Here is a 24,925-nt window from a genome sequence, read left to right on the forward strand (position 1 = left end):
TACGGCGTGCCGTTCTCGGTGCGTAACGACGAAGTCGTGACCGGCGCCACGCTGCATCTGATCTACAGCTATTCGCCCGCGCTGCTGCCCGAGCTTTCGCAGCTCAAGGTGCTGATCAATGGCGAAGTGGCCGCTACGCTGCCGGTGCCGCAATCGCAGGGCGGCACCACGGTCGCGCGCGACGTGCCGCTCGATCCGCGCTTCATCACCGAGTTCAATCACCTGAACGTGCAGTTGATCGGCCATTACACGCGCAGCTGCGAAGATCCCGCGAATTCCGCGCTCTGGGCCACGGTCAGCAACGCGAGTTCGCTCGATCTGACCTACGCCTCGCTGCCGACGAAGCCCGATCTGGGCGCGCTGCCGCAGCCGTTCTTCGACCGCCGCGACGTGCGCCGGCTCGAATTGCCGATGGTGTTCGCGGCGAAGCCCGACGCGGCCACGCTCGAAGCCGCGGGCACGCTGGCTTCGTGGTTCGGCTCGCTGGCGGGTTATCGCGGCGCGGTCTTCCCGGCGCAAGTGGGCAACGCGCCGCTCTCGGGCAACGCGGTGGTGTTCGCGCTCGCCGACTCGCATCTCGACGGCGTGACGCTGCCCGCCATCAGCGGCCCGACGATCGCGGTGGCCGAGCGCGCCGCGCCCGCGCGCGGCGAGCTGCTGCTCGTGCTCGGCCGCAACGGCGAGGAACTGAAGACGGCGGCCAGCGCGCTCGCGCTCGGCCAGAACACGCTCTCCGGCACCAGCGTGACGATCGGCCAGCTGGTGACGCTCAAGCCGCGCACGCCGTACGACGCGCCGAACTGGCTGCCGTCGAATCGTCCGGTGCGCTTCGGCGAACTGGCCGACGAGCGCGCGCTGTCGGTGACGGGCTACGACGCCGGTGCGATCGCGATCAATCTGCACGTGCCGCCCGACATGTTCATGTGGAACACGAAGGGCGCGCCGCTCGACCTGCGCTATCGCTACACGGTGCGTCCGCGTCCGGACCGCTCGTCGCTGAACATCAGCGTCAACAACAGCTTCGTGCAGGCGCTGGAAATTCCGGCCGTCGATCCGTCGCGCTTCAGCCTCGGCCGTTTCCTCGGCCGCTTCGGCGCGCAGGCGTACACCACGGGCGTGACGCGCCGTATCGTCTACGTGCCGCCGCTGCTGCTCACGCCGCGCTCGCAACTGCGCATGCATTACTTCTACGACATCCCGAACACGGGCGAATGCTCGGGTCGCCTGATGCCGAACGTGGAAGGCGCGATCGATCCCGATTCGACCATCGACCTGTCGTCGTTCCCGCACTACATGGCGCTGCCCGATCTGGCCGCGTTCGCGAACAGCGGCTTCCCGTTCACGCGCATGGCCGACCTCTCGCAGACGGCCGCGATCCTGCCCGACGATCCCACCTCGGGCGACTACAGCCTGTTCCTGCTGGCGATGGGCCGCATGGGCGAGTCGACGGGTTATCCGGTCACGGGCGTGACGGTGGCCGGTCCCGGCGACATCGATCGTCTCGCCGATAAAGACCTGCTGCTGCTCGGCGGCCCCGGCCGTCAGCCGCTGCTGCAACGCTGGGCGAAGTCGATGCCGTTTTCGAGCGATGGCGACACCAGCACCTTCACGCTCTCCGACATCGGCTTCAAGGTCGAGGACTGGTGGCACGGCTCGCACGGCGCGGAACGCGCGCCCGCGCGCGCCGACCTCTCGCTCGTGAGCAACGGCAGCAGCGCGCTGATCGCGGGCTTCGAGTCGCCGCTCAAGTCGGGCCGCAGCGTGGTTGCGCTGATCAGCTCGCCGGGCGAGTCGGAAGCCGACATGACCTCGGCGCTGCTCGACGCCGACGTGCTGCCGCAGCTTCAGGGCGCGATGGCCGTCGTGCACGGCCGCTCGGTCACGGTGACGTCGAACGGCGACACCTACTACGTCGGCAAGCTCTCGCCGCTCGAATACGCGCGCTGGGTGCTGTCGTCGCATCCGCTGTTGCTGCTGCTCGCGGGCGTGCTCGCGGCGATCGTGATCGCGGCGCTGTTCTATCGCGTGCTGCGCGGCATCGCCGCGCGCCGCCTCAAGGACTGACATGATGCCGACCCAAGCGAGCCCACGAGGCACCGCGCGCCGCGCGCGTTCGCCGCTGGCGGCGTCGGCGCTGGCCGTCGCGCTGCTGTGCGCCACGGCGGCGGGCGCGGCCCGCGCGCAGTCGGGGCAGGCCTCGGCGTGCGGCGACTGGCCCGCGTATCGCGCCTTCTTGACGCGCACGGTGCAAGCCGACGGACGCGTGCTCGACGCCACCACGCCGGTCCAGCAGACCACCTCGGAAGGCCAGTCCTACGGCATGTTCTTCGCGCTCGTCGCCAACGACCGCGCGAGCTTCGACCGCATGCTCGGCTGGCTGCGCGCCAATCTCGCGGGCGGCCAGTTCGACGCCGACAACGTGCGTCTGCCCGCGTGGCAGTGGGGCCATAAACCCGACGGCAGCTGGGGCGTGATCGATCCGAATCCGGCTTCCGATTCCGACGTGTGGATCGCCTACGACCTGCTCGAAGCGGGACGTCTGTGGCGCGCGCCCGAATACACGGCGCTCGGCACCGCGCTCGCGGCGCAGATCGCCAAACGCGAAGTGAGCGATTTCGCGGGCCTCGGCCCGATGCTGCTGCCGGGGCCGCAAGGTTTCGTCAACGGCGACGTCACGCGCCTGAATCCGAGCTATTCGCCGCTACCCGTGCTGCGCGGTCTCGCGAGCGCGCTCAAGGGCGGCCCGTGGAGCGCGCTCGCGCAAAACGGCTACAAGCTCGTTTCCGGTACCGCGCCGCGCGGCTTCGCGCCCGACTGGGCGGCGTGGCACGCGGGGCAGTTCGTCGTCGATCCGAAAACGGGCGACGTGGGCAGCTACGACGCCATCCGCGTCTATCTCTGGGCCGGTCTCGCGAATGCCGCTGACCCGCTCGCGAAGCCCTGGCTGAACGCCGTGCGCGGCATGGCCGATCGCGTCGCGCAAACCGGCGTGCCGCCCGAGAAGGTGGCGGCCGCAACGGGCACCGGCAGCGGCGAAGGGCCGCTCAGCTACTGGGGCGCGCTCGCGCCGTATTTCGCGGCGCTCGGCGACACCAAGAGCCTCGCGCTCGCCCGCTCGCGCCTCGCCGCGCTCGACGGCGCGACGCCGGGCCGCGAACCGGTGTACTACGACCGCGTGCTCGGCCTGTTCGGCGCGGGCGCGGTGGAAGGCCGCTATCGCTTCGACGCGAACGGGCGGCTCGTGCCCGCGTGGGAGGGCGCATGCCGATGACCCCGCGCTCGATCCGCTCACGCGGCGCGTTGCTGAATACAAGTAAAACGACAGAACCGATGCAGAAGAAGCACACGCCGCGCAAGCCGTTCGGCGCTTTGGCGCTCACGCTCGCACTGGCGGGCGTGGTTGCGTTCTCGCACGCGCCGCTCGCGCACGCCGCCGACGACGCGCTCAAGGCGCTCATCGATCAGGGCAAATACTGGCAGGCGCATGGCCGCGGCGACCTCGCCGAGCAGGCGTGGGAGAAGGTGCTGCGCCTCGACGCGAAGCAGCCCGACGCGCTGCTCGGCATGGGCATGGTGATGGCCGACCGCAAGGACGGCGGCCGCGCCGAGTCCTATCTCGAACAACTGCGCCAGGTCGCGCCGAACTATCCCGGTATCGACGATCTGGGCCGCCGCCTCGGGCAATCGAGCCCGCGCGACCAGACCGTGAACGACGCGCGGCGTCTCGCGCAGATGGGCAAGAGCGCGTCGGCGGTCGAGCAGTATCAGAAGGCGCTCAACGGCGTGCCCGCCACACCGCAGCTGCGGCTCGAGTACTACCAGGCGCTCGCGGCCACGCCCAACGGCTGGGACGAGGCGCGCAAGGGCCTCGACCAGCTCGCGCGCGACAATCCCGACGATCCGCGCTACGCGCTCGCCTACGCGCAGCACCTCACGTATCGCGACACCACGCGCCGCGACGGCATCGCGCGTCTGCAGGTGCTCGCCAACGACAGCAAGGTCGGGCCGCAGGCGCGTCAGAGCTGGCGTCAGGCGCTGTTGTGGCTGGCGGCGCGACCCTCGGATCAGGCGAGTTTCGACGCCTATCTGAAGCTCTCGCCCGACGATCCCGCCGTGAAGGCGCGCTACGAAAGCATGGTCGTGCAGGATCAGGCCACGCGCGAGCGCGCCGCTCAGGATCAGGCGAACGATGCGCGCGGCCGCGCGGTCGCCGACGGTTTCGCCGCGCTCGACCGCAACGATCTGGTCACGGCGCGCGCGCGTTTCTCGGCGATTCTCGCGAACTCGCCCAACGACGCCGACGCGCTCGGCGGCATGGGCGTGGTCGAACTGAAGCAGGAACACTTTCCCGAGGCGCGCAATTACCTCGAACGCGCGTCGCGCGCGGGCAATCCGGCGCGCTGGCGCGAGGCGCTCGCGAGCGCGTCGTACTGGACCTACACGAGCGAGGCGCTGGGCGCGCAGAGCAACGGCGAAGTCGCGAAGGCGAAGTCGCTGTTCGAGCGCGCGATCGCGCTCAATCCTTCGGATGTGACGGCCCAGGTGATGCTCGGCGAGCTGCTGCTGGCCAATCACGATCCGCAGGGCGCGGAGCAGTCGTATCGCATGGCGCTGCGTCGTCAGGCCGACAATCCCGACGCGATTCGCGGCCTCGTCGGCGCGCTCGCGGCGCAAGGACGCGGCGACGAAGCGCTGCAGTTCGCGAACCAGCTCACGACCGAGCAGCAGGGCAAGGCGGGCGGTCTCGACCGTCTGCGCGGCACGGCCGAAGCGGCCCAGGCGCGCGCCGCCGAAGCGCAGGGCGATCTGGGCCGCGCGCGCAGCCTGTTCGAAAGCGCGCTCGTCAGCAATCCTGACGATCCGTGGCTGCGTCTCGACCTCGCGCGCATCTACGTGCGCCAGGGCGCGGTGGGCACCGCGCGCAGCATGATGGACGGCTTGATCGCCGCGCATCCCGACATGGTCGACGCGCTCTACGCGAGCGCGCTGCTCGCCGAGCAGACGCGCGACTACGGCAACGGCCTGCAGATGCTCGACCGCATTCCCGCCGACAAGCGCACGACGGCGATGGCCGAGTTGCAGCATCGGCTGTGGCTCGGTCAGCAAGTCGATCTCGCGACGCAGATGGCGAAGCGCGGTCAGCGTCAGCAGGCGCTCGCGCTCCTGAGCGGCGCGGAGCCGGTCGCGCAGGCGAATCCGGCGCTGATCGGCGAACTGGCGGGCGGCTACGTCGCCGCGGGCGCGCCGGATCGCGCGCTGTGGCTCGTGCAAGGCGCGATGTCGGCGGCGCCCGGCGATGCGGGCCTGCAACTGCAGTACGCGGGCATTCTGCTCGCGAGCCATCAGGACGCGATGCTCGGCCAGGTCATGCAGCGCCTGCAGACGATGCAGCTCACGCCCGACCAGCGCACCGATTTTGACAACCTCAATCTCGCGATCGTGGTGCGCCGCGCCGACGCCGTGCGCACGAGCGGCGATCTTGCCGGCGCGTATTCGGTGATCGCGCCTTGGCTCGCGGCGATGCCCGACAACCCCGACCTGCAGGCGTCGCTCGCGCGGCTCTATTCGTCGGCGGGCGATCCGGCCAACGCGCTCAAGTGCTATCGCATCGCGCTGGCGCGCCGTCCCGACGATCACGGTCTGCAACTGGCGGCGCTCTACGCGGCCGCAGGCACGAAGTCGTGGCGCTACGCCGAGCAACTCGCCGATACGGCCCTGCGCAGCGCGCCCGACGATCCCGAAACGCTGGCCGCCGTGGGCCGCATGTATCGCGCGCAGGGCAAGCTCACGCTCGCCGCGCAGTATCTCAAGCAGTCGCTCGTCGCGAGCACGACGCCTGTCGGCACGCGACCGGCCGCGACCGGACGCGCCGCCAACGTGCCGCGCGGCTGGGAAGCGCTTAGCCGTCCGCTGGGCGCGAATCCGCTGCCGGGCACCAATCCCTTCGAGGGCAAGACGGCGGTCGATTCCGCCAGCGACGCGAACACGGCCGCCGCGACGAGCGGAACGAGCGCTTTTGCGACGCCCGCGCCGAGTTCGCCGTCGTGGTCCAAACTTTCGTCTCCTGTACCGACCGTGCCTATTTCCCTGCCCCCGGCGCAGCCCGCGCCGTATGTTGCACCTAATGTGGCGCCGCCCGCCGGCTCCACCTCGGGCTACCAGGCGCCCGCCGCATCGACGGACGGCTATGGGCCGGATACGTACGGCTCCAGCGCGTCGGGCGGCCCCGCGACGGCGCAGCCGTTGCAGCCGTATGCGCAGTACGCGCCGGGTGGCTATCCGCAGCAGCAGCAGGCGTATCCGCAGCAGCCTTATCCGCAGCAGCCTTATCCGCAGGGCGGCTATCCGCAGCAACAGGCGTATCCGCAGGGTTATCCGCAGCAACCGTATGCCGCGACGCCCTGGCCGATGTCGCCCGCCGCTCAGGCCGCGCAAGGCGGTTATGCGCAGCCCGCCGCGCCGTCGTCGCGTACGTCGAAGCGCTCGTCGAAGAACAAGCAGGCGAATAACCGCGCCGCTTACGCCCAGCAGCAGGGCTACGCGCAGCCGTATCCGCAGGGCGGCTACCCGCAGGGCGGCTATCCGCAATATCCGCAGCAGGGTTACGCGCAGGGCGGGTATCCGCAGCAGCCGTATCCGCAACAGGGTTACGCGCCGCAGCCGTACGCGCAGGGCGGTTATCCGCAGCAAGGCTACCCGCAGCAAGGCGGCTACATGCCGCAACCGCCGTACGCGCAGCAGCAATACGCCGCGCCGGCCTACATTCCGCAGCCGCCCGCGGGCTACTCGCAGCCGTATGCGCCGCCTGCCGCCGCCGCGGCGAACGCCACGCCCACGCCGCAACAGGTCGCGAATTCGCAGACGCTCGGTGTCGCCGACGAACTCGCGCAGATCAACCGCGAGCAGTCGAGCACGATCTCGGGCGGCGTGATCTTCCGCAACCGCACGGGCGAGGACGGCCTCTCGAATCTCACCGATATCGAAGCGCCGATCGAAGGCCGCATCAAGGCCGGCAACGGCCATATCGTCGTGACGGCGACGCCCGTGACGCTCGACGCCGGCACGGCGGCCACCGACCTGCCGACGCTCGCGCGCTTCGGCTCGGGTCTCAGCGGGAGCAAGACCGGCAGCACCGGCTTCGGCTCGCAGACGGCGAGCGGCGTGGGCCTTTCGGTCGGCTATGAGACGAAGTCGGTGAAGGCCGACATCGGCGCGACGCCGGTCGGTTTCCGCTATCAGAACGTGACGGCGGGCGCGGAATACGACGGCGGCATCACCGACAAGGTCTCGTATTCGCTCGCGATCACGCGCCGCGCGGTCACCGACAGTCTGCTGTCTTACGCTGGCGCACGCGACGCGGGCGCGAACCTCGAATGGGGCGGCGTGATGAAATCGGGCGGCCGCGCCGCGCTGTCGTGGGACGACGGCACGAACGGCCTCTACGTGAACGGCGAAGCCATGTTCTACAACGGCCACCATGTGGAGGACAACGTCGGCGGCAAGGCGGGCGGTGGTTTCTACACGCGCGTCTACAAGGACACCGACCAGACCTTCACTGTGGGCGTGAACACCACGTGGATGATGTTCGACAAGAACCAGTCGTACTACACCTACGGTCAGGGCGGCTACTTCAGCCCGCAGCAGTACGTGATCCTGAACCTGCCGGTGGAATACGCGGGCCGCAACGGGCCGTTCTCGTTCGATCTGAAGGGCTCGATCGGCGTGCAGCATTATCGCGAGGATGCGGTGCCGTACTTCCCGCTCGACGCCAATCTGCAAGGCGCGGCCAGCAGCAACATGAACAGCGTGAGCTCCGCCACGGCCACGCTCGACCCGAACGCGACCTATCCGGGGCAGAGCAAGACCGGCTTCGCGTACTCGGTCTACGCGAGCGGCGAGTATCAGCTCGGGCCGCAGCTCGCGGTCGGCGCGATGGCTTCGCTCGGCAACGCGTATCAGTATCGCGAGTGGCTGGCCGCCGTGTATCTGCGCTACAGCTTCTCGCCGCAGTCGGGCTCGCAGCCGTTCCCGCCGCGCGCGTTCTCGTCGCCGTTCCTCACGACGTCCGACTGACGCGGACGATTCGCCAGGCCGAAAAAAACGGCCCGATGCGTGATGCGCATCGGGCCGTTTTTATTTCAGCGCGCGTTCGAGACGCCTGGAGCCGCTTCAAGCCGCCTCGGGCCACGGCAAACCCGGCGTGGCCCAGTCGAGTTCGACGGCGAGCAGCACCTGCATGTCGTCGACGCGCAGCGCGATCGACACGATGATGCACAGGTTGCTCGTGATCGGCGACAGCATCGGCCCCGAGTAGACGGCGCTGCCGCGCTGGCGCACGGCCTTCCAGAAGAACGCGCGATGGTCCCAGCGGCCGTTCACGACGGCGCTCGCGCGCTTGTCGACATAGAGATGATTGACGGGCGGCGCGTCGGCGGCACCGCGCGCTTCGAACAGCGTCGCGCGTCCGGTCGGACCGAGCGCGAACACACGCAGACACAGCGGACGCGCGAGCAGCGCGGCCAGCGAAACCGGATAGGGCACGCCCGATTCGACCTGCTTGCCCGCGTCGGTGAGCGCGTCGAGATACGGGCGGATCGTCGAATCGAACTGGCCCATGCGCGTCGAGCGCGCGAGCGCGACCACGTCGAACGCATGATCGATGCGCGTGGGCGCGGCGCCGCCTGGCGCGAGCGACGCGCTCGGCCGTCCGAGCAGATAGCCCTGCGCGATATCCACCTTGGCTTCCACGGCGAGCACCAGCTCTTCGGTGGTTTCCACGCCTTCGACCACGACGACGATGTCCGCCTGATGCAGCAGCGTGACGAGGTCGCGCAGCAGCGGACGGCCCGAGCGCCGGTTGCGCGCGCGGATCAGTTCGCCGTCGAGCTTCACGAGATCGGGCTGGATGCGCAGCAGGCGGTCGAGGTTCGAATAGCGCGCGCCGAAGTCGTCGACGGCGATCAGGAAACCGCAATCGCGATAGCGGTTCGCGGCGAGCGAGAGTTCGTTCGGATCGGCGTCGTCGGTTTCGAGCAGTTCGAGCACGATGTCGCCGGTGTCGAGGCCCGCGTCGTGCACGAGGCTCGCGAGTTCCAGTTCGTAGCCGGGCCGCACGAAGGTGGAGGGCAGCACGTTCAGGAACAGGCGCGCGCCCTCGGGCAATTGCGCGCCGACGCTGCGCAGATGGCATTCGTGCGCGAGCACGTCGAGCGCCATCAGCTCGTCGGGCGTGAGGCCGCCGAACAGCACGACGGGCGCGACCAGTTGATGGTCGTCGTCCTCGCCGCGCAGCAGCGCTTCCACGCCGATCAACTGCTCGCGCGGCAGGCTCCAGAGCGGTTGAAAATGCGAGACCAGCGTGACGTTGCGCCAGCGCAGACGCGGCATCGCATGGCTCGCGAGGTCGCGCGCGCGCAGCGGCGCGGGCGCGTCGCTCGCGGTATTGCGCACCGGCACGCGCAGCACGCCGCGCTCGAACGCAACCTGATTGCGGCCGGCCTGCTTGGCGCGGAACAGCGCTTCGTCGGCGCGTTCGAGCAGCGAGGCGACGGTGTCGCCATGCGCGAGCCGCGCCACGCCGATGCTCGCGGTCACGAAGCCTTCCGGGCGCGGCAGGCGGGCGATCTCGGCACGCAGCGATTCTGCGAAGCGCTCAATCGGGCAGTCGGCCTGTTCGGGCATCAGCGCGACGAACTCCTCGCCGCCGATGCGCGCGATCAGCGTGCCGGCGGGCGCGAGCGCGACGATTGTCTGCGCGACGTTCATGAGCGCCTTGTCGCCCGCGCCGTGGCCGAACTGATCGTTGATCGACTTGAACTGGTCGATGTCGACGAAGAGGAGGGCGATGGGCGGGCTGTCGGCCGTGCGTTGCTCGATGGTCTGCGCCGCCGCGTCGAGAAACGCGCGGCGGTTCTGCACGCCCGTGAGCGGGTCGGTGGCCGCGAGCGTCGTCAGTTCTTCTTCGAGCCGGAAGTGGCGGAAGCGGAAGTGATAGAAGCCGAAATGAAACACCACGGCGGTGCTCAGCGAGATCGTCACCCAGACGCCGAAGATCGCGAGCTGCTCGGGCGAGAGCGTGAGCACGAACGGCAGCGTCGCGACGTAATAGAGCACGTTGCCGACCACGAAATGGCGCGGCGTGAGCCACAGCGGCGCGGCGCACAGCGTGATCGCCACCACGGCGGGCAGCATCCACGCGAGCGGCGCGCCGGTGCCGCGCACGAGCGTATTGGCCGCGCACTGCATGATGACCACATAGGCCACGCCGATGAAACCGAACTCGGCGGTCGTGCGCGTGCGCGGAATCGCGAGCACGAGCAGCACGAGACCGATGGTTGCGAGCACGGTGATCCAGAACGGATAGCGCCCATCGACGAGCAGCAGCCGCGCGACCGCGAACAGCACGTAAGCGCCGATCGACAGCGCCATCGTCACGAACGAAAGCGGTCGCTGAAGCTGAAGCGAGCGCAGATGGAAGCGCTTCCGTTCGATGGGTGCAACCGGCAAGGGAAATACGGATGACCACATGGCGCGCGCTCCGGCGACTTGTCAGACGAATGTGGCGCCCAGTATAGCGGGCGCCCGTTAATGGAACGTGAGGGAAATCTCGCGGGCGGCGTGGCCCGCCGACATCATTGCGGTGCGCGTTCGATCGTGATGGCGTGGATCACGGCGACGGTGCGGCCGTCGGCGTCGTCGATCGTATCGGTCCAGAGCATGCCATAGTCGGGCAGCCGCGCGGCGTGGCGCGTGTCCGTTGCGGCGAGCGTCATGCGGACGTCGTCGTCGGATAGCGAGGCGAAGTGGCCGTACGTTGGCGCGATCGGCGCTCGCGTGGTGATCGGCGCGGCAGGCGCCAACTTGTCCGCCACGTCAGTTTGCGTGGCAATGGCCGATGCCGCAGCGGGCGCGCAAGGCGCGCTCTGCGTATCGTTTTGCGTATTGATGGCGAATGCCGCCGACGTCCCCGTCGATATCCCCAGCGACAGCAAGATCCCCACTACCCGTTTTTTTGTTTTGTTCAATGCACACCACCGTCATGCGGAATCCACGCCGTGCGCGCTTTTTGAGTAGCGCTTGCACGGCGAACCGCATGGAATATCGGCATCGCGCGGGAATTCTTTAGACAAATAGAACGAGGGCTTGCGCTCGCGTGGAAAAGAGGCGAGCGCAACGAGGTTGATCGGCGCGTACGACTGCGATGCGCTTCAATGCGCCACGTGGCTCACTGCGTGACGGTTGCGCGTCGGCGCGAGCGGCGGCAGCGGCTCGACCTTGCCCACCAGAAAGAGATACGACAGCGCGCCGACGAGGCACAACACGCCCGCCGCGACGAGCGGCACCACGAACGAGCCCTTGGTGATCGTCAGCATCACGCCGGTGAACGTGGTGATGAAGATGCCCGCGAGATTGCCCGCGAAGTTCTGGATGCCGCCGAGCGAGGCGACATGTGCGGGCGTGGGTGCGACTTCGCCGACGAGCGTCCAGACATTCGCGCCTGCGAACGACAGCGCCGCATACGACAGCGCGAACAGCGCGAGACAGAGCCACACGTCCTGCACGAGCGCCGAAAACGCAATCGCCGACGACGCGATCATGCCGCCCACCAGACAGGTCTTGCGCGCGGCCGTGGCGCTCCAGCCGCGTTTGAACAGCGTGTCGGAGACCCAGCCGCCGAGCCAGCCGCCGGGAATCGCGAGCAGCGCGGGCAGCATGCCGAGCGTCCCCAGCGACGCGAGCGAGAAACCGCGCGACTGCAGCAGATAGCTCGGAAACCAGGTGATGAAGAAGTAGATCGCGAAGTTCAGGCAGAACAGGCCGATCATCATGCCCCACACCGTGCGGTAGCGGAACAGATCGACCCAGCGTACGCGCGGCGCGTCCGATGCATCGGCTGCGTTGGGGACGCCGCGTTCGGCCAGCAAGGCGGCGACCTGCGCGGGCGCGATGCCGCGAAAGCGCTCCGGGTCGCGATAGATGAACCACCACGCGAGCGCCCAGATCACGCCGAGCGCGCCCGTGACCGCGAACGAACCGCGCCAGCCCACGACGGAGATCAGCCACGCGACGAACGGCAGCGACAGCGCCGAGCCCACGCGCGAGCCGCTATCGAAGATGCTGCTCGCGAGCCCGCGTTCGCGACGCGGAAACCAGTTGAACGCGACCTTCGCAAACGACGGTATCGCGGCGGCTTCGCCCACGCCCAGCATCAGGCGCATGCCGACGAGCTGCGCGAGTCCGCGTGCCGCGCCCGTCGCCACCGTGAACACCGACCACCAGCCCACCGCGAAGGCGAGCGCGAGCCGCACGCCCACCTTGTCGATGAACCAGCCCGCGGGCAATTGCAGCAACGCGTAGGTCCAGAAAAACGCGCTCAGCACGAGGCCCATGCCGACGGCGTCGAGCCCGAGGTCCGCGCGGATGCTGGGCGCCGCGATCGCGAGATTGGCGCGATCGACGAAGTTGATGACGTTGGCGAGGAAACACATGAGGATCATCGCCCATCGGATTCTTGGCATCGAAGGTCTCCGCTTCGTTGGTCGTGGCTGGCGGCCGCGCCTGCGTGGGCGCGGCGTTGTTGTTCGTGACGTCAGGACGCCTTGTCCATCGCTTCCCAGAGGCCGTTCAGATACACGGCGCCGAGCGCGCGATCGTAGAGTCCGTAGCCGGGCTTGCCGGTTTCGCCCCAGATCATGCGGCCGTGGTCGGGGCGCACGTAGCCCGTGAAGCCGGTGTCGTGATAGGCCTTCACGATGGCCGCGATGTCGAGCGAGCCGCAGCTCGACAGATGCGCGGACTCCTCGAAATCGCCCTCGGGCGTGATCTTCACGTTGCGGATGTGCGCGAAGTGAATGCGGCCCATCGCGCCGAACTCGCGCACCAGCGCTTCGACGTTGTTCTGCGGGCCCGCGCCGAGCGAACCCGAGCAGAGCGTCAGGCCGTTGGCCGGGTGATCGACGATCTTCACGATGCGCGCGAGGTCGTCGCGATTCTTCACGATGCGCGGCAGACCGAAGATCGGGCGCGGCGGATCGTCGGGATGGATCGCCATCTTGATGCCGCATTCGGCGGCCACCGGCACGATCGCCTTGAGAAAGTATTCGAGGTGCTCCCACAGCCGCGCTTCGTCGATCTCGCGATAGTCCGCGAGCAGCGCCTGCAATTGCTCCGGGCGATAACTCGCATCCCAGCCCGGTAGCGAAATGCCCTGGCTCGGATCGATGCGCTCGACTTCCGCCGTGCTGAACGCGAGACAGGTCGAACCGTCTTCGAGCGTCTTCGCCAGTTCGGTGCGGGTCCAGTCGAACACCGGCATGAAGTTGTAGCAGATCACCTGCACGCCGGCCGCGGCCAGATGGCGGATGGTCTGCTGATAATTGGCGATCAGGCGGTCGCGGCCGGGTTTGCCGAGCTTGATGTCTTCGTGCACGGGCACCGACTCGACCACCTCGAAACGCAGGCCCGCAGCTTCGATCGTCGCCTTGAGCGCGGCGATCTTGTGCGGCGGCCAGACCTCGCCGACCGGCTCGTCGTAAATGGCCGACACGATCTGCGTCACGCCCGGAATCTGGCGGATGTACTGAAGCGGGACCGGATCGGACTCGCCATACCAACGGAACGACATTTTCAAAGCGGACTCCTGCGGGATGCGGCGACGGCGAACGCGTGGTCCGCCCGCCTTGGTTCACCAGAAATATAATTGGTCAACCAATGAGGCGGGATAGTGGTTTACCACTGCGGCGCGCCAGCCGCCGCTGCGCAGCACCGCCGATTCCGGAGCGCGAGCCGATGGTCGTGTAAAGTGGTGTACCATTTCGGCCAGCGTGGCCGCGACGGGCGGCCAGCCGTTTTTCGAGAACACTGGATGACCGACGTCTCCCTCACGCCCGCGCTTCGCGTGGCAGACGCCGAAGCGGCCGACCGGTCCTATGTCGGCCTGGCGAAACAGATCTACGAACTCATTGCTGCGGGCGATTTCGGCCCCGGCGCGCGCCTGCCGTCCGAGCGCACGCTGGCGGAACGCTTCGGCGTGAGTCGCACGCAGGTGCGCGAGGCGATCATCGCGCTGGAAGTGCGCGGCGCGGTGGAAGTGCGCGTGGGTTCGGGCATCTACGTGGCGGAGCAGGTCGCGCCGCTGCCGGCGGCGTTCGAATTGCCGCGCGGACCCGGACCGATCGAGACGCTGCGCGCGCGGGCGCTGATCGAAGCGGAGATCGCGGCGCTGGCCGCCACCGAGCGCAAGGACGCCGATCTCGACCGGCTGTTCGCCGCGTTGCGCGCGATGCGCGAGAACATGGACGACAAGGCCGCGAACGAAGCGGCGGATCGCGACTTCCATCTGGCGATCGCCGAGGCGTCCGGCAATGCCGTGCTTCGGCACATGGTGGCGGCGATGTGGGACAGTTCGCGCGCCGATCCGCTATGGCGCAAGATCGAAGAGCACTTTCACACCACCGCCTTGCGCGCGGCGTCGCAGGAGGAGCATCAGCGCATCTTCACGGCGATCATGACGCGCGATGCCGCGGGCGCGCGCGCGGCGATGCAGGCGCATCTGACGCGGGTGATTGGCGAGTTTACGCAGGCGTGGCGTTAAGGCGATATCGGGCAGGAACGCTCAGGCCAGCACCGGGTCGATTTCCTGGCTCGACAAGCCATACGCCGCCATGCGCGCGCGATGATCGTCGCTGCCGAGATACGCGCGTAACTGCGCGTTCACCGCGGCGAGCAACGGCGTGTTATTCCGGTTGAACGAGAATGCGCCGAGCGGCGCGCATTTTGTGTTCGTGCCAGCGCTTGCGCTTGAGTTGGCGCCTGCATTCGCATGATCCACCGCTTCGAGGTTCGCATCGCCAATACGCGACGCAAGGATGCGATTGCCGAGCGCGGTGCTCGCATAAGCGTCGATATGTCCTTCTCGCAGCGCAGAAATTGCTTCGGACTGTTGATCGAATAAGGTGATCTGCTGATCGTGCACGCCAGCCGCAAGCGCCGAATCGTGCTGCACCTGTCCCGCGATGATGCCGAGCCGCGCATCGTCGCGTCGCGCGACGGCTGCGTAATCCACGAGCGATTTCGGATTGCCCGCGCGCAGCAAAAACCCGTCGCCGATCGCCCAGACCGGCGTGCTGAACGCCACCGTTTGCGCACGTTGCGGCGTGACGAAGAGCGGCACGTTCATGTCCCAGTCGCCCGCCTGAACGCCGGGCAACAACGCGCTGAAAGTGGTCGCCCGATACGCGATCTGCGTGACACCGATCGCCGTGAGCACGCGTTCGGCGAGTTCGATGTCGGCGCCCGTGGCGTGGCCGCTGGCGACATCGGTCCAACCGAATGGCGGTTCTTCGATATACGCGATCGTGACTTTCATGGCGCACTCGCGGGAAGGGAGAGCGGACATTCTACGCAGGCCATACTTCGGGGCGGCGGGTTTTGTCGTGAAAGCCAGGCGTGGTTTATGACACAACCAGGTACGTGGATCGGCACTCGGCCTCTATTCAATGCGCATCAATGACGTTAAAAGCGAAAATAATAAAGGGCTGAATGTATTTCCGGAAAAATTTTGTAAGATAATGCTGGGCGTTTAAATGGCGACCAGAAAAGGACAGGAATGGGGGCGCAGGATCTCATTGCAGCCATTACCGGGGGCGTGGCGCAAACCGATCGGCTAATCAAGCTCGATACCCCACTCGGCGATAATGTGCTTCTACCGCAACGCGCGGTGGGTCACGCGCGTATGGGCCGCGATTTCGGCTTTACGCTCGATGTCGTTTCCACGAACGAAAACGTCGAGTTGAAGCAGCTGATCGCGCAGCCCGTGACGTTGTGGCTGCAACAAGCCGATCAGACCTATCTGCCGCATCACGGCTACGTCCATACGGCCCGCCGGCTGGGCGCGGACGGCGGTTTGACCAGCTATCAGCTCGAATTCGCCTCCTGGCAGCACTTCCTGCGCTATCGCTCGGACGCCCGCATCTGGCAGGATAAAACCGCCGACGCCATCCTCACCGACGTATTCAATGCGCATCCTCAGGCGCGCGGCGCTTTCCGTTTCGCCATTCAGAATGCCTTGCCCACGCGTTCGTTTTGCGTGCAATACGAGAGCGACTGGAATTTCTGCCAGCGGATTATGGAATCCGAAGGCCTCTTCAGTTATTTCGAACAGGCCGCCGATGGGAAATCGCACACGGTCGTAATTACCGACAATATCGACGCATTGCCCGCTTTAAATCCGCAATCGGTTAATTTTTACCGATCTGGCGTGAATAGCGAAACCAATGCGCTAGTGCAATGGAGCGGCACGCGCACTTTGCAAAGCGTGACGCTCACGACGCGCACGTTCGACTACAAATCGCCGGGCACGGTCGCGAATCCGAAGGGCACCTCGGTGCCCACGCACGCGAATCAGGGCGATCTTCCGCAGCAGGCCGAGGTGTACGAGTACACGGGCGCGTACACGTACGGCGATCAGTCGCGCGGCGACTCGCTCAGCGAAACGCGCATGGAAGAGTGGGAATCGCGCTCGAAGCGATTCGAAGGCGCGGGCGCCGTGCGTAATCTCGACGCGGGGCGCTGGTTCGAACTCGACGGCCATCCGGCGCACGACACGGACAGCCAGCAGGACCGGCAATTTGCCGTGATCGAGGCGCGCTGGTTCATCGACAACAATCTGCCCGTTTCGGCCACGCAGACGCAATCGTTCCCGCACAGCCTGCAAGGCGAGCTGGCGGCGATCAAGGCCGCGAATGCGAGCGGCAGCGACGCGCTCGCGGTGAAAGCCACGGACGGCAGCGCAGGTTTTCTGCTCGTGCAGATCGAGGCGCAGCGCAAGGCCGTGCCGTATCGCAGCCCGCTCGAGCATCGCAAGCCGAAGATGAACATGCAGACGGCGCTGGTGGTCGGCCCGGAAAACGAAGAGGTCTATACCGATACGCAAAACCGCATCAAGGTCCATTTTCACTGGGATCGTCTGAATGCGGGCGACGAAGCGGCGTCGTGCTGGATACGCGTGGCGATGTCCGATTCGGGCGGCAGTTACGGCAGCGTGCACGTGCCGCGTATCGGCGAAGAAGTGGTCGTGAGCTGGCTCGACGGCGATTGCGATCGACCGATCGTGACGGCGCGCGTCTATAACGGCGACACGAATCCGAACTGGCATTCGAACGGCATTCTCTCGGGCTACAAGTCGAAGGAATTCGGCGGCAGCGGCTACAACCAGATGGTGATGGACGATGCAACGGGCCAGAATCGCGCGCAGCTTTACAGCACGAGCGCGAATTCGCAATTGCAGCTCGGCCATCTGATTGCGCAGAGCGCCAATTCGCGCGGCGCGTATCTGGGCAGCGGCTTCGATCTGAAATCGGATGCGTTCGGCGCGGTGAATGCGGGCCAGGGGCTCTATGTGAGCACCTACGCGAAGAGCGCAACGAGTCAGCAGCTCGACGTGAGCGAAGCGAAAACGCAGCTGGAAGGCGCGCAGGAAACCATCGATGCGCAGTCGCAGGCGAGCGAGAAGCATCAGGCCGAATCGCTGCAGGACGGCACGCAGGCGCTCAAGACGTTTGCGAGCGCGACGCAATCGACGCAACAAGGCGCGAGCGGCAGCGCGTCGGGCGGCAATACCGCGGGCGGCGGAACGGGCAGCGCGAATGCGTTCACCGAGCCGGTGATGCTGATGGCGAGTCCGTCGGGGATTGCGTTGTCGACGCAGGATTCGGCGCATGTTGCGGCCAAAGAGCAGATCACGTTCGTCAGCAAGCAAAGCACGCATGTGGCGACGGGCAAGTCGTTGCTCGCGAGTATCGGCGAAAAGCTGAGTCTCTTCGCGCAAACGGCGGGTATGAAACTGTTCGCGGGCAAAGGCAAGTTCGAGATTCAGGCGCAGTCGGACAATATCGAGGTGACGGCGCAGAAGACGCTCAAGCTGGTGTCCGCGACCGATCGCATCGAGATTGCCGCCGATCAGGGCATGCTGCTGACGAGCGGCGGCGCGTACATTCGAATCGCGAGCGGCAACGTCGAAATTCACGCGCCGGGCCTCGTCGATATCAAGGGCGCTTCGCACGTGCTCGCGGGGCCGGCGAGCATGGGGTATCCGCTGCCGAGCCCGCGACCGGACCAGCCGGGGCAACTCGAACTGCTGCACACCTATGCAAATGGCGCGGGCGTGAAGACGGGCCAGTACACCGTGCTCGATGCGAACGGCGGCGTGCTGCGCCAGGGCGCGCTCGACGCGAGCGGCCACACGATCGTGAGCGGATTGCCCGCCGGCGCCGCCGAAGTGAAGTTCGGCAAGGACCCGCGCGTGCAGTCCGATGTCGCGAGCGAGTTCACCGTGCCGACCTGGCCTTCGCCGGACGATCTGGCGAGCACAGGCGCGACGAGCACCGCGCAATCGCAATTGGGTTCGTTGCTGCCGGGCGCGTCGGCGGCTGCCAGCACGGCTGCGAGTGGTGCAGCTGGCGGACTGACCAGCACGCTTGCGAGCACGAGTGGCTTGAGTGGCTTGACTAGCTTGAGTAGCGCGAGTGGATCAAGCAGTCTCGGCAGCGTGAGCAGCGTCGCCAGTTCGGCCAGTTCGATGGCGTCGAGCGCGCTCTCGGGATCGGGCAGCGCGCTCACTGCGCAGGCGCTGGGCGCAGCCAAACAGACGCTGACCAGCGCGTTGCCCTCGGGCGCGCAAACCGCGTTGTCGCAAGCGAGCGCATTGCAGGGCACCGCGCAAAAGCTCGGCGGACTCGCGCAGAGTGCACGCAGCGCGGCCGCCGCGCTGAAAGTCGTCTGACGCTCGCTATTCAAATTTCGCAAGCGCGTTGCGCACACAAACAAGATCATGACTACACCGGCCGCTACGCAAGCCAAGCCGACCGATGCTTTCGTCGGTCCACTTGCCAAACTGCATCCCGACGACATCAACGCCAACGTCGCGCTTCTGAACAAGTGGCTGATGGATATGAGCGGCGGTGTCGTCACGCTCGAGCGCGTGGAAACCGTCGCGCAAAACATGCCGGTGATCGCGAATATTTTCGCGGCGGTGGATTTGATCGTCGATATCAAGGCGATGATCGAGCACGGCAACCGGCCGCTCGATCTGTTCGACTGGCTCAATCTCGGGCTCGACCTCATCGGCATCATTCCGATTCCGGCGGGCACCGCGCAAATCCGCATGGGCGCGCGGCCGATGCTCAAACTGTTGCGCGAGGAAGTCGCGAGGAATGGCCGCGCGGTCGGCGAAGCGGCGGCGAACATGCTGCGCGACGGCATTATCACCGCGATGATTTCCGGCGTGCAGGCGCGCTACGCGGGCGAGATCGAAACTTTCCTCACGGAATTGCGCAAGGACTTGACTGCTGCGCTCGCGCATGCGGCTTCGTATATCGGCGAATTGATGAACGGGCTCGCCGATCTCTTCGCGCACGCAGCGGGCAAGCCGCTAAGCGTGAGCAAGGATCTCGATGCAGCGAATGCGCATTTGAAGCAGGCCGGTCACAATCTGCTTTATAAGCCCGGCGAAACGTTTTCGAGTATTGGTTTGCTGCTGCACGACGCGGTCAAGATCGTCGCGAAGCAAGGCGTGAATACTACGACCGCCGTGGCGAAGATGGTCGACTCGCATGCGAGCGCGCATTTGATGGCGGTTTCGCACGATATTCGCCAGCGCGTGCCGGCCGTGCAGAAAGCCGTGCGCGAACTCGACGGCAACGATTTCGGCAAGATCGGCTGGCTGATTACGGTGGGTGAAGACGGCATCAAGCGCTGGCGCCATGTGCATCCGCAATCGCAACGCATTGGCATTCCGCAACGCGGCCGCGCCAAAGCGGTCGAGAAGCGCCCGCAAGGCGCGAACGAAACGCTCGCGCACACGGCGCAAGCACACCATCCGGGCGGCTCGAGTTGCAACAATTGCAGCGCCGCTAAAACGCCGGCCGTCGCGACGGCGAACTCCATCGGCTTCGCGCTCGGCGACGAACGTATCGATCACGACGATTTCGTTGTCGACGGTCCGCTGCCGATTGCGTGGGGTCGCACCTACCGTTCGTTTTTCGATGCAAACGATACGACGGGCGAACTCGGCGCGCGCTGGATCACGCCTTATACGACGCGTTTCGATATTCACGCGTCGAAACTCGTCTATCACGATGCGGAAGGCCGTAGCGTCGATTATCCGCTGCTCGATGCAGGCGCCGCACACGACGATCTGACCGAGAACGTCACGCTGCTGCGCGTGGACGATCGCTGGCTCACGCTCACGCGTGGCCACGATTCGCTCGAAGCATACGAAAAGCAGGGTGAGCGCTTCCGCCTCGCGTTCCTGAAGGATCGCGCGGGTAATCAGATCACGCTCGATTACGACGCGCAAGGGCGACTTTATCGGCTGATTGCACCGCATGTGCAGGTGGCGTTCAAACTCGATACACGCGGACGCATACTCGAAGCATTTGAGCACGATGCGGATGGCGTGCGCGTCGCGCGACTCGCAGCCTATGAATACGACGAGCACGGCGATCTGGTGGGCGCGGTCGATCGCTACGGTAATCGACGCGAATATCGCTATCGCTATCACCTCGTGACGCGTTATACGGATCGCACGGGACGCGGCGTGAATCTCGAATGGCAAGGTACGCACGCGAAAGCGCGCTGCTTCCGCGAGTATCGCGATGACGGCAGCGATGAAGTGACGCTCGCGTGGCATCCGGATTTTCGCAAGGTGAGCGTGACCGATGCGCTCGGCAACGTCACGCAGCACTATTACGACATCAAGGGCTATACGTTCCGCGTGATTCACCCGGACGGCAGCGAAGAATGGCTTTACCGCAATCAGCACGACAAACTCGTGCAATACATTCATCGCGACGGCGGCGCGGAATATCTCGACTACGACGAGCGCGGTAATTTCGTGCGCCACCAGCGTGTGGACGGCAGCGTCGTCACGATGGCGTACGACGCAAAGGATCAACTCGTTCGCACGACCGATGCCGAAGGGCATGTCTGGGAGCAGGCGTACGACGACGCAGGCAATGTCGTATCCGCGAAGGATCCGCTGGGCCACGAAACGAAATATCAGTATGACGAACAAGGCTTGCCCGTCGAGGTGACGGATGCCAAAGGCGGCACGAAAAAACTGACCTATGACGCGGCGGGCCATTTGCTGTCGTATCGCGATTGCTCGGGGAAAACGACGCAGTGGACCTACGATGCAGCGGGCCGACTGATTGCCGCGAAGGACGCGGCGGGTGGCACGAAAACGTATCGCTATGGCGCGAATGGCGAGTTGAGCGAGATTGTGTCGCCGGGCGGCGTCGAGCGCGTGCAATACGATGCGGAAGGGCGACTGCTGGCGGCCATCGATCCGATGGAACGCGCCACGCACTACGCGTACGACGGCGCGGGCCGCATTTCGCAGCGCGTGGATGCACTCGGACAACGGCTCAGCTATGGTTACGACCGTCTCGGCCGGCTGGTGCGCCTTACCGACGCAAACGATGCGACGTACTCGTTTCAATACGACTCCGTTGGCCGCCAACTCGAAGAGGTGGGATTCGACGGCAAGGCCACCCGTTACACGTACGACGAAGCGAGCGGACGATTGCTTTCGACCGAAAGCGCCGAACGCGTCACGCAGTACGCGTTCGATCGCGGCGGGCGTATGGCAAGCCGCGAAGCACAAGGGCAGACTGAGCGCTTCGCCTACGATGCGAATGGCCGCTTGATCGACGCGAGCAATCGTTATAGCCGCATTCAACGTTTCTTCGATCCGGTGGGCAATCTCGTGCGCGAGCATCACGCGTACGACGTGTTCGGCGTGTCGCGCAGTTACGTCTGGCATCACAGCTACGACGAACTGGGAAATCGCACGCGCACGGTGCGCCCGGATGGTCATGCGATCGACTGGCTGATGTATGGCTCGGGACACGTGCACGGACTGCTCGTGGATGGCGAAGAGCGCCTGGAAATCGAGCGCGACGACTTGCATCGCGAGATTCGCCGTACGCTGTCGAGCCGTATTGGTCAGAGCACGCTTTATGACCCGGCGGGACGTATCGAAAGGCAAACGGTGCAACGCGAGAAAGCGCCTGCGCCGTTGAGCGCACGGCGCTATCGCTATGACACGGCGGGACAACTCACGCAGATCGAGGACAGCCGCAAGGGCGTGACGGATTATCGTTACGATCCGGTGGGGCGTTTGCTGGAAGCGATCGGGCCGGGCGGCAAGGAGCGCTTTGCGTTCGATCCTGCGAGCAATATCGTCGATCCTGTGCAGCCCGATCGTGCATCCGGTTATTCGTTTGCCGCGCGTAGCGAAAGCACGCTGCCGGCTTCGGTGCCGAGGGTGCTGGGCAATCTGCTCAGGGAATATGCGGGCACGCACTTCGATTACGACGCGCAGGGCAATCTTGTGCAGAAGCGTTCGTCGGCTGGCACGCAGCGGTTCGAGTGGGATGCGTATGACCGCTTGAGTGGTGCGAGTGTCGATGCGCCGTCGCGGCATAGCGTGTCGAGTTACTTCTACGATCCGTTTGGGCGACGTATTGCGAAAGTCGTGGACGGTGTGGAGACGGTGTTCGGTTGGGACGGCGAAGCGCTGGCATACGAATCAACCGACGAGCGAAGCACGCATTATGTGTACGAGGCGCGGAGTTTCGTGCCGATGGCGCAGTATGTGGCCGCGCCGGTTGCCGGGATCGAGACGCCGGTGCGTCGTGAGGACGACCGGTATACGCCGGAGGATGATCCGTTACAGCGTGTGCCGGTAGCGAATGGCGAAGCGCGCGTGATGTTCTATCACTGCGATCAGATTGGCACGCCGTTGATGATGACGGATGAAGCCGGCGAGGTGGTGTGGGAAGCGACGTATAAGGCCTGGGGCGAAGCGCGGGAAGTGATCGAGCGTGCGTCTGCTGTGAGTGGCGGCGAGGCAGTGAAGAATCCGCTGAGGTTCCAGGGGCAGTTCGTCGATGAAGAGACAGGGCTGCATTACAATCGGTATCGGTATTACGATCCGGGCACTGGGCGGTTTGTTAGCAAGGATCCGATTGGGTTGGCGGGTGGGGTTAATGTTTATGGATATGTGCGTAATCCTTCGCAGTGGATTGATCCGTTAGGATTGTCCGGTACTTCCCCCGTTCAAAGCGCTACAGATGTTGCGGATCAGGCACTTGCTAATGGCCAATCGAAGGGAGCCGCGTCTGTACTTACGACTGCGAATGGCAATATATACACCGGAGTAAGCGGAGAGACTGTTACTCCGGCTAATAAGGACATGCTCGGAGTATTGATGGGAACTCCTGTGGACCAGCAGGCTAAATGGCATGGCGGATGTGCAGAGATCGCAGCTATGAGTAAAGCGTTGAATGCAGGTGAGCATCTTGACGGTTCGTCGATGGAAACTGTAAATATTGGAAGGTCAGGAACCGGCCATGGCACACCTAAGTCCGCATGTTGCACCTGTGCTTTCACGATGAAACACTACAACGTTAAACACAATTGAGCGAATAGTATGAATGTAATAGCGAATATTCACTGGCCTGAGAATGATGTGCAGGCGCTAAAGCACTATATTGGATTCATGATCAAGCTTTTGGAGAATATCCCAATTGATTACTCTAATTTATTTTCGAGTCCTTTGCCTGTAATGCGAGGCTATCTCGCAGGTGATAATTCAGAAGAAGATACGCGACGAGCGGCCAATGAGTGGCGAAGCTATATGGAAAAAAATGGCTATATGCAGGACTTTAAGTCGCCAAATGCTTTGAAGGCGAGATTTGCTTTGCTGGCGCTAGGCATGTCAGTTTCAGCGATGCAGGAAAAAGTCGATGTTGGGGAGCATGTCGAGTGGGCTATGTTGTGCTGTGACAAGTTGGTCGGTGATGATAAAAAATCTTTGGATATTTTTGATTCATATTTCAAATTTAAATAATAATATCATTCCTGAGTAATTCGAGGAAATGCTTGCTGTTTGCGATACTCTTTGCTCATGCGAGAGTGGTGCTTTGATTGCGTGAACTGGTTGGGCTGTAGTTGGTGTTAGTAATTTGGTTCCTGCCCCCGAATGATTTCTGTCGGGAGATCAAATTGAATTGATTGGATAGGTTAGTGTTTATTGGTATGCGCCGAATACCATTGCTTGGAGCTAATTGAGAAATATCGCGAGCGATGACGCGTTGAAGTTGGATCGTTTTGCGAAAGATTCCATACTGGCGTATGACCCGTACATCATTTCACTGTGGAGGAGCGGCAGTAGATAACACGATCGATTATCGTGATTGTGGTTCTACCGACCGGGGTGCCAGGGCTGTAACCTTCTTTCCTGTCAGCAAAATCCAAACTCGCTGAACGAGGACGGAAAGCCCCAACGTGTTTATCCTCACTGTAAGCGGTGTAGTCTCAAACTGGCTGGTCAAGTCACGCAAGCAAAAAGGAGGATCGCTCAATGAGCAAATACGCTATTTCAGACTGGATTAATAGCTCAGGCGGCCCGTTGGTAATGATGGAGGAGGCGGCGGCATTGTTATGGAGCGGATCGAATGGGAGCCCGTCGGATTACGACCTCGCCTGTCAATCAGATGACTATGCCAGCAAGCTGGTGCCGCGTGGCGCAGACGTGCTTGTGCTGGGCGATGAGGCGTTGCAAACCTCGGTTGCTACATCGGACAAATTGCAGTTGATCGTTCGATGGAAGTGGGCGGATAGCGACGCCGACGTACGAGTTGCCATTGAGAAAATTGACCTCCAGGCAGTGAAGATCATCAAAAGATTGAATCTCAACTTGGTTGACGAGCATTTGGTTATATTTGATGCCGTCGACACTTTTGATTCAAACGAATGTCTAAGACTGTCAATGAATTCTGGCGCTAAAGAAGTGTCTACGTTCATTTTTCAGCCCACGCCGAGAACATCGCTACTGGTGCATTCGATTGTTGCGTTGTAG

General features: G+C 64.6%; 14 protein-coding genes. 9 read left to right on the forward strand and 5 right to left on the reverse strand.

Annotation, left to right across the window (positions count from 1 at the left end):
• The 3 genes from bcsB to G3N97_RS11180 all read left to right on the forward strand — a co-directional run.
• Positions 1 to 2,064: cellulose biosynthesis cyclic di-GMP-binding regulatory protein BcsB (gene bcsB, locus G3N97_RS11170; protein WP_205993263.1), on the forward strand; the 2,064-nt coding region annotated here is incomplete at its 5' end.
• A 1-nt stretch (position 2,065) separates the two neighbouring features.
• Entirely contained in the window at positions 2,066 to 3,271 is a 1,206-nt protein-coding gene (gene bcsZ / locus G3N97_RS11175) for a cellulose synthase complex periplasmic endoglucanase BcsZ (protein WP_205993264.1), read from the forward strand.
• 59 nt (positions 3,272 to 3,330) lie between these two features.
• Positions 3,331 to 8,073: a cellulose biosynthesis protein BcsC gene (locus G3N97_RS11180; RefSeq protein WP_205993265.1), complete on the forward strand. Its 4,743-nt coding sequence runs from the start codon at positions 3,331 to 3,333 to the stop codon at positions 8,071 to 8,073.
• Positions 8,074 to 8,169: 96 nt separating this feature from the next.
• Here G3N97_RS11180 and G3N97_RS11185 read toward each other — a convergent pair whose 3' ends face one another.
• Together G3N97_RS11185 and G3N97_RS11190 are read right to left on the reverse strand one after the other, a co-directional pair.
• Positions 8,170 to 10,527 carry a diguanylate cyclase gene (locus tag G3N97_RS11185; protein WP_205993266.1) on the reverse strand — a complete coding sequence of 786 codons (2,358 nt, stop codon included), beginning with the start codon at positions 10,525 to 10,527 and terminating at the stop codon, positions 8,170 to 8,172.
• 104 nt (positions 10,528 to 10,631) lie between these two features.
• Positions 10,632 to 10,772, reverse strand: a complete 141-nt coding sequence (locus tag G3N97_RS11190; protein WP_205993267.1) for a hypothetical protein — start codon at positions 10,770 to 10,772, stop codon at positions 10,632 to 10,634.
• On the opposite strand from G3N97_RS11190, the gene G3N97_RS11195 reads away from it, so the two are divergent.
• Positions 10,771 to 11,073 carry a hypothetical protein gene (locus tag G3N97_RS11195; protein WP_205993268.1) on the forward strand — a complete coding sequence of 101 codons (303 nt, stop codon included), beginning with the start codon at positions 10,771 to 10,773 and terminating at the stop codon, positions 11,071 to 11,073. The genes G3N97_RS11190 and G3N97_RS11195 overlap by 2 nt on opposite strands.
• Before the next feature lie 134 nt (positions 11,074 to 11,207).
• Here G3N97_RS11195 and G3N97_RS11200 read toward each other — a convergent pair whose 3' ends face one another.
• Together G3N97_RS11200 and uxuA are read right to left on the reverse strand one after the other, a co-directional pair.
• A complete protein-coding gene (locus G3N97_RS11200; RefSeq protein ID WP_205993269.1) occupies positions 11,208 to 12,518 on the reverse strand; it encodes an MFS transporter in 1,311 nt (436 codons plus the stop codon).
• 71 nt (positions 12,519 to 12,589) lie between these two features.
• Positions 12,590 to 13,630, reverse strand: a complete 1,041-nt coding sequence (gene uxuA / locus G3N97_RS11205) for a mannonate dehydratase (protein WP_181440975.1) — start codon at positions 13,628 to 13,630, stop codon at positions 12,590 to 12,592.
• Positions 13,631 to 13,864: 234 nt separating this feature from the next.
• Here uxuA and G3N97_RS11210 point away from each other — a divergent pair, with 234 nt between their 5' ends.
• Complete coding sequence (locus tag G3N97_RS11210; protein WP_205993270.1) at positions 13,865 to 14,593, forward strand: FCD domain-containing protein; 729 nt, start codon at positions 13,865 to 13,867, stop codon at positions 14,591 to 14,593.
• Between the two features lie 21 nt (positions 14,594 to 14,614).
• Here G3N97_RS11210 and G3N97_RS11215 read toward each other — a convergent pair whose 3' ends face one another.
• On the reverse strand, positions 14,615 to 15,367 hold the full coding sequence (locus G3N97_RS11215) for a transporter substrate-binding domain-containing protein (protein ID WP_205993271.1): 753 nt from the start codon (positions 15,365 to 15,367) through the stop codon (positions 14,615 to 14,617).
• A 240-nt stretch (positions 15,368 to 15,607) separates the two neighbouring features.
• On the opposite strand from G3N97_RS11215, the gene G3N97_RS11220 reads away from it, so the two are divergent.
• From G3N97_RS11220 to G3N97_RS11235, 4 genes are all read left to right on the forward strand, one after another.
• Positions 15,608 to 18,781: a type VI secretion system Vgr family protein gene (locus G3N97_RS11220; RefSeq protein WP_205993272.1), complete on the forward strand. Its 3,174-nt coding sequence runs from the start codon at positions 15,608 to 15,610 to the stop codon at positions 18,779 to 18,781.
• A gap of 48 nt (positions 18,782 to 18,829) precedes the next feature.
• Positions 18,830 to 23,485 carry an RHS repeat-associated core domain-containing protein gene (locus tag G3N97_RS11225; protein ID WP_205993273.1) on the forward strand — a complete coding sequence of 1,552 codons (4,656 nt, stop codon included), beginning with the start codon at positions 18,830 to 18,832 and terminating at the stop codon, positions 23,483 to 23,485.
• Positions 23,486 to 23,494: 9 nt separating this feature from the next.
• Positions 23,495 to 23,914, forward strand: coding sequence for a hypothetical protein (locus tag G3N97_RS11230; protein WP_205993274.1), 420 nt, complete (start codon positions 23,495 to 23,497; stop codon positions 23,912 to 23,914).
• 513 nt (positions 23,915 to 24,427) lie between these two features.
• Positions 24,428 to 24,925, forward strand: coding sequence for an Imm21 family immunity protein (locus G3N97_RS11235; protein WP_205993275.1), 498 nt, complete (start codon positions 24,428 to 24,430; stop codon positions 24,923 to 24,925).

The organism is Paraburkholderia sp. Ac-20347, assembly GCF_017104805.1.
GTDB lineage: Bacteria > Pseudomonadota > Gammaproteobacteria > Burkholderiales > Burkholderiaceae > Paraburkholderia > Paraburkholderia tropica.

What these genes read in the sequence shown, in the direction of transcription:
- bcsZ (WP_205993264.1), top strand. Translation starts at nt 2,066, where the DNA reads ATGATGCCGACCCAAGCGAGCCCACGAGGCACCGCGCGCCGCGCGCGT.
- G3N97_RS11180 (WP_205993265.1), top strand. Translation starts at nt 3,331, where the DNA reads ATGCAGAAGAAGCACACGCCGCGCAAGCCGTTCGGCGCTTTGGCGCTC.
- G3N97_RS11185 (WP_205993266.1), bottom strand. Translation starts at nt 10,527, where the DNA reads ATGTGGTCATCCGTATTTCCCTTGCCGGTTGCACCCATCGAACGGAAG.
- G3N97_RS11195 (WP_205993268.1), top strand. Translation starts at nt 10,771, where the DNA reads ATGCGGACGTCGTCGTCGGATAGCGAGGCGAAGTGGCCGTACGTTGGC.
- G3N97_RS11190 (WP_205993267.1), bottom strand. Translation starts at nt 10,772, where the DNA reads ATGACGCTCGCCGCAACGGACACGCGCCACGCCGCGCGGCTGCCCGAC.
- G3N97_RS11200 (WP_205993269.1), bottom strand. Translation starts at nt 12,518, where the DNA reads ATGCCAAGAATCCGATGGGCGATGATCCTCATGTGTTTCCTCGCCAAC.
- G3N97_RS11210 (WP_205993270.1), top strand. Translation starts at nt 13,865, where the DNA reads ATGACCGACGTCTCCCTCACGCCCGCGCTTCGCGTGGCAGACGCCGAA.
- G3N97_RS11215 (WP_205993271.1), bottom strand. Translation starts at nt 15,367, where the DNA reads ATGAAAGTCACGATCGCGTATATCGAAGAACCGCCATTCGGTTGGACC.
- G3N97_RS11220 (WP_205993272.1), top strand. Translation starts at nt 15,608, where the DNA reads ATGGGGGCGCAGGATCTCATTGCAGCCATTACCGGGGGCGTGGCGCAA.
- G3N97_RS11225 (WP_205993273.1), top strand. Translation starts at nt 18,830, where the DNA reads ATGACTACACCGGCCGCTACGCAAGCCAAGCCGACCGATGCTTTCGTC.
- G3N97_RS11230 (WP_205993274.1), top strand. Translation starts at nt 23,495, where the DNA reads ATGAATGTAATAGCGAATATTCACTGGCCTGAGAATGATGTGCAGGCG.
- G3N97_RS11235 (WP_205993275.1), top strand. Translation starts at nt 24,428, where the DNA reads ATGAGCAAATACGCTATTTCAGACTGGATTAATAGCTCAGGCGGCCCG.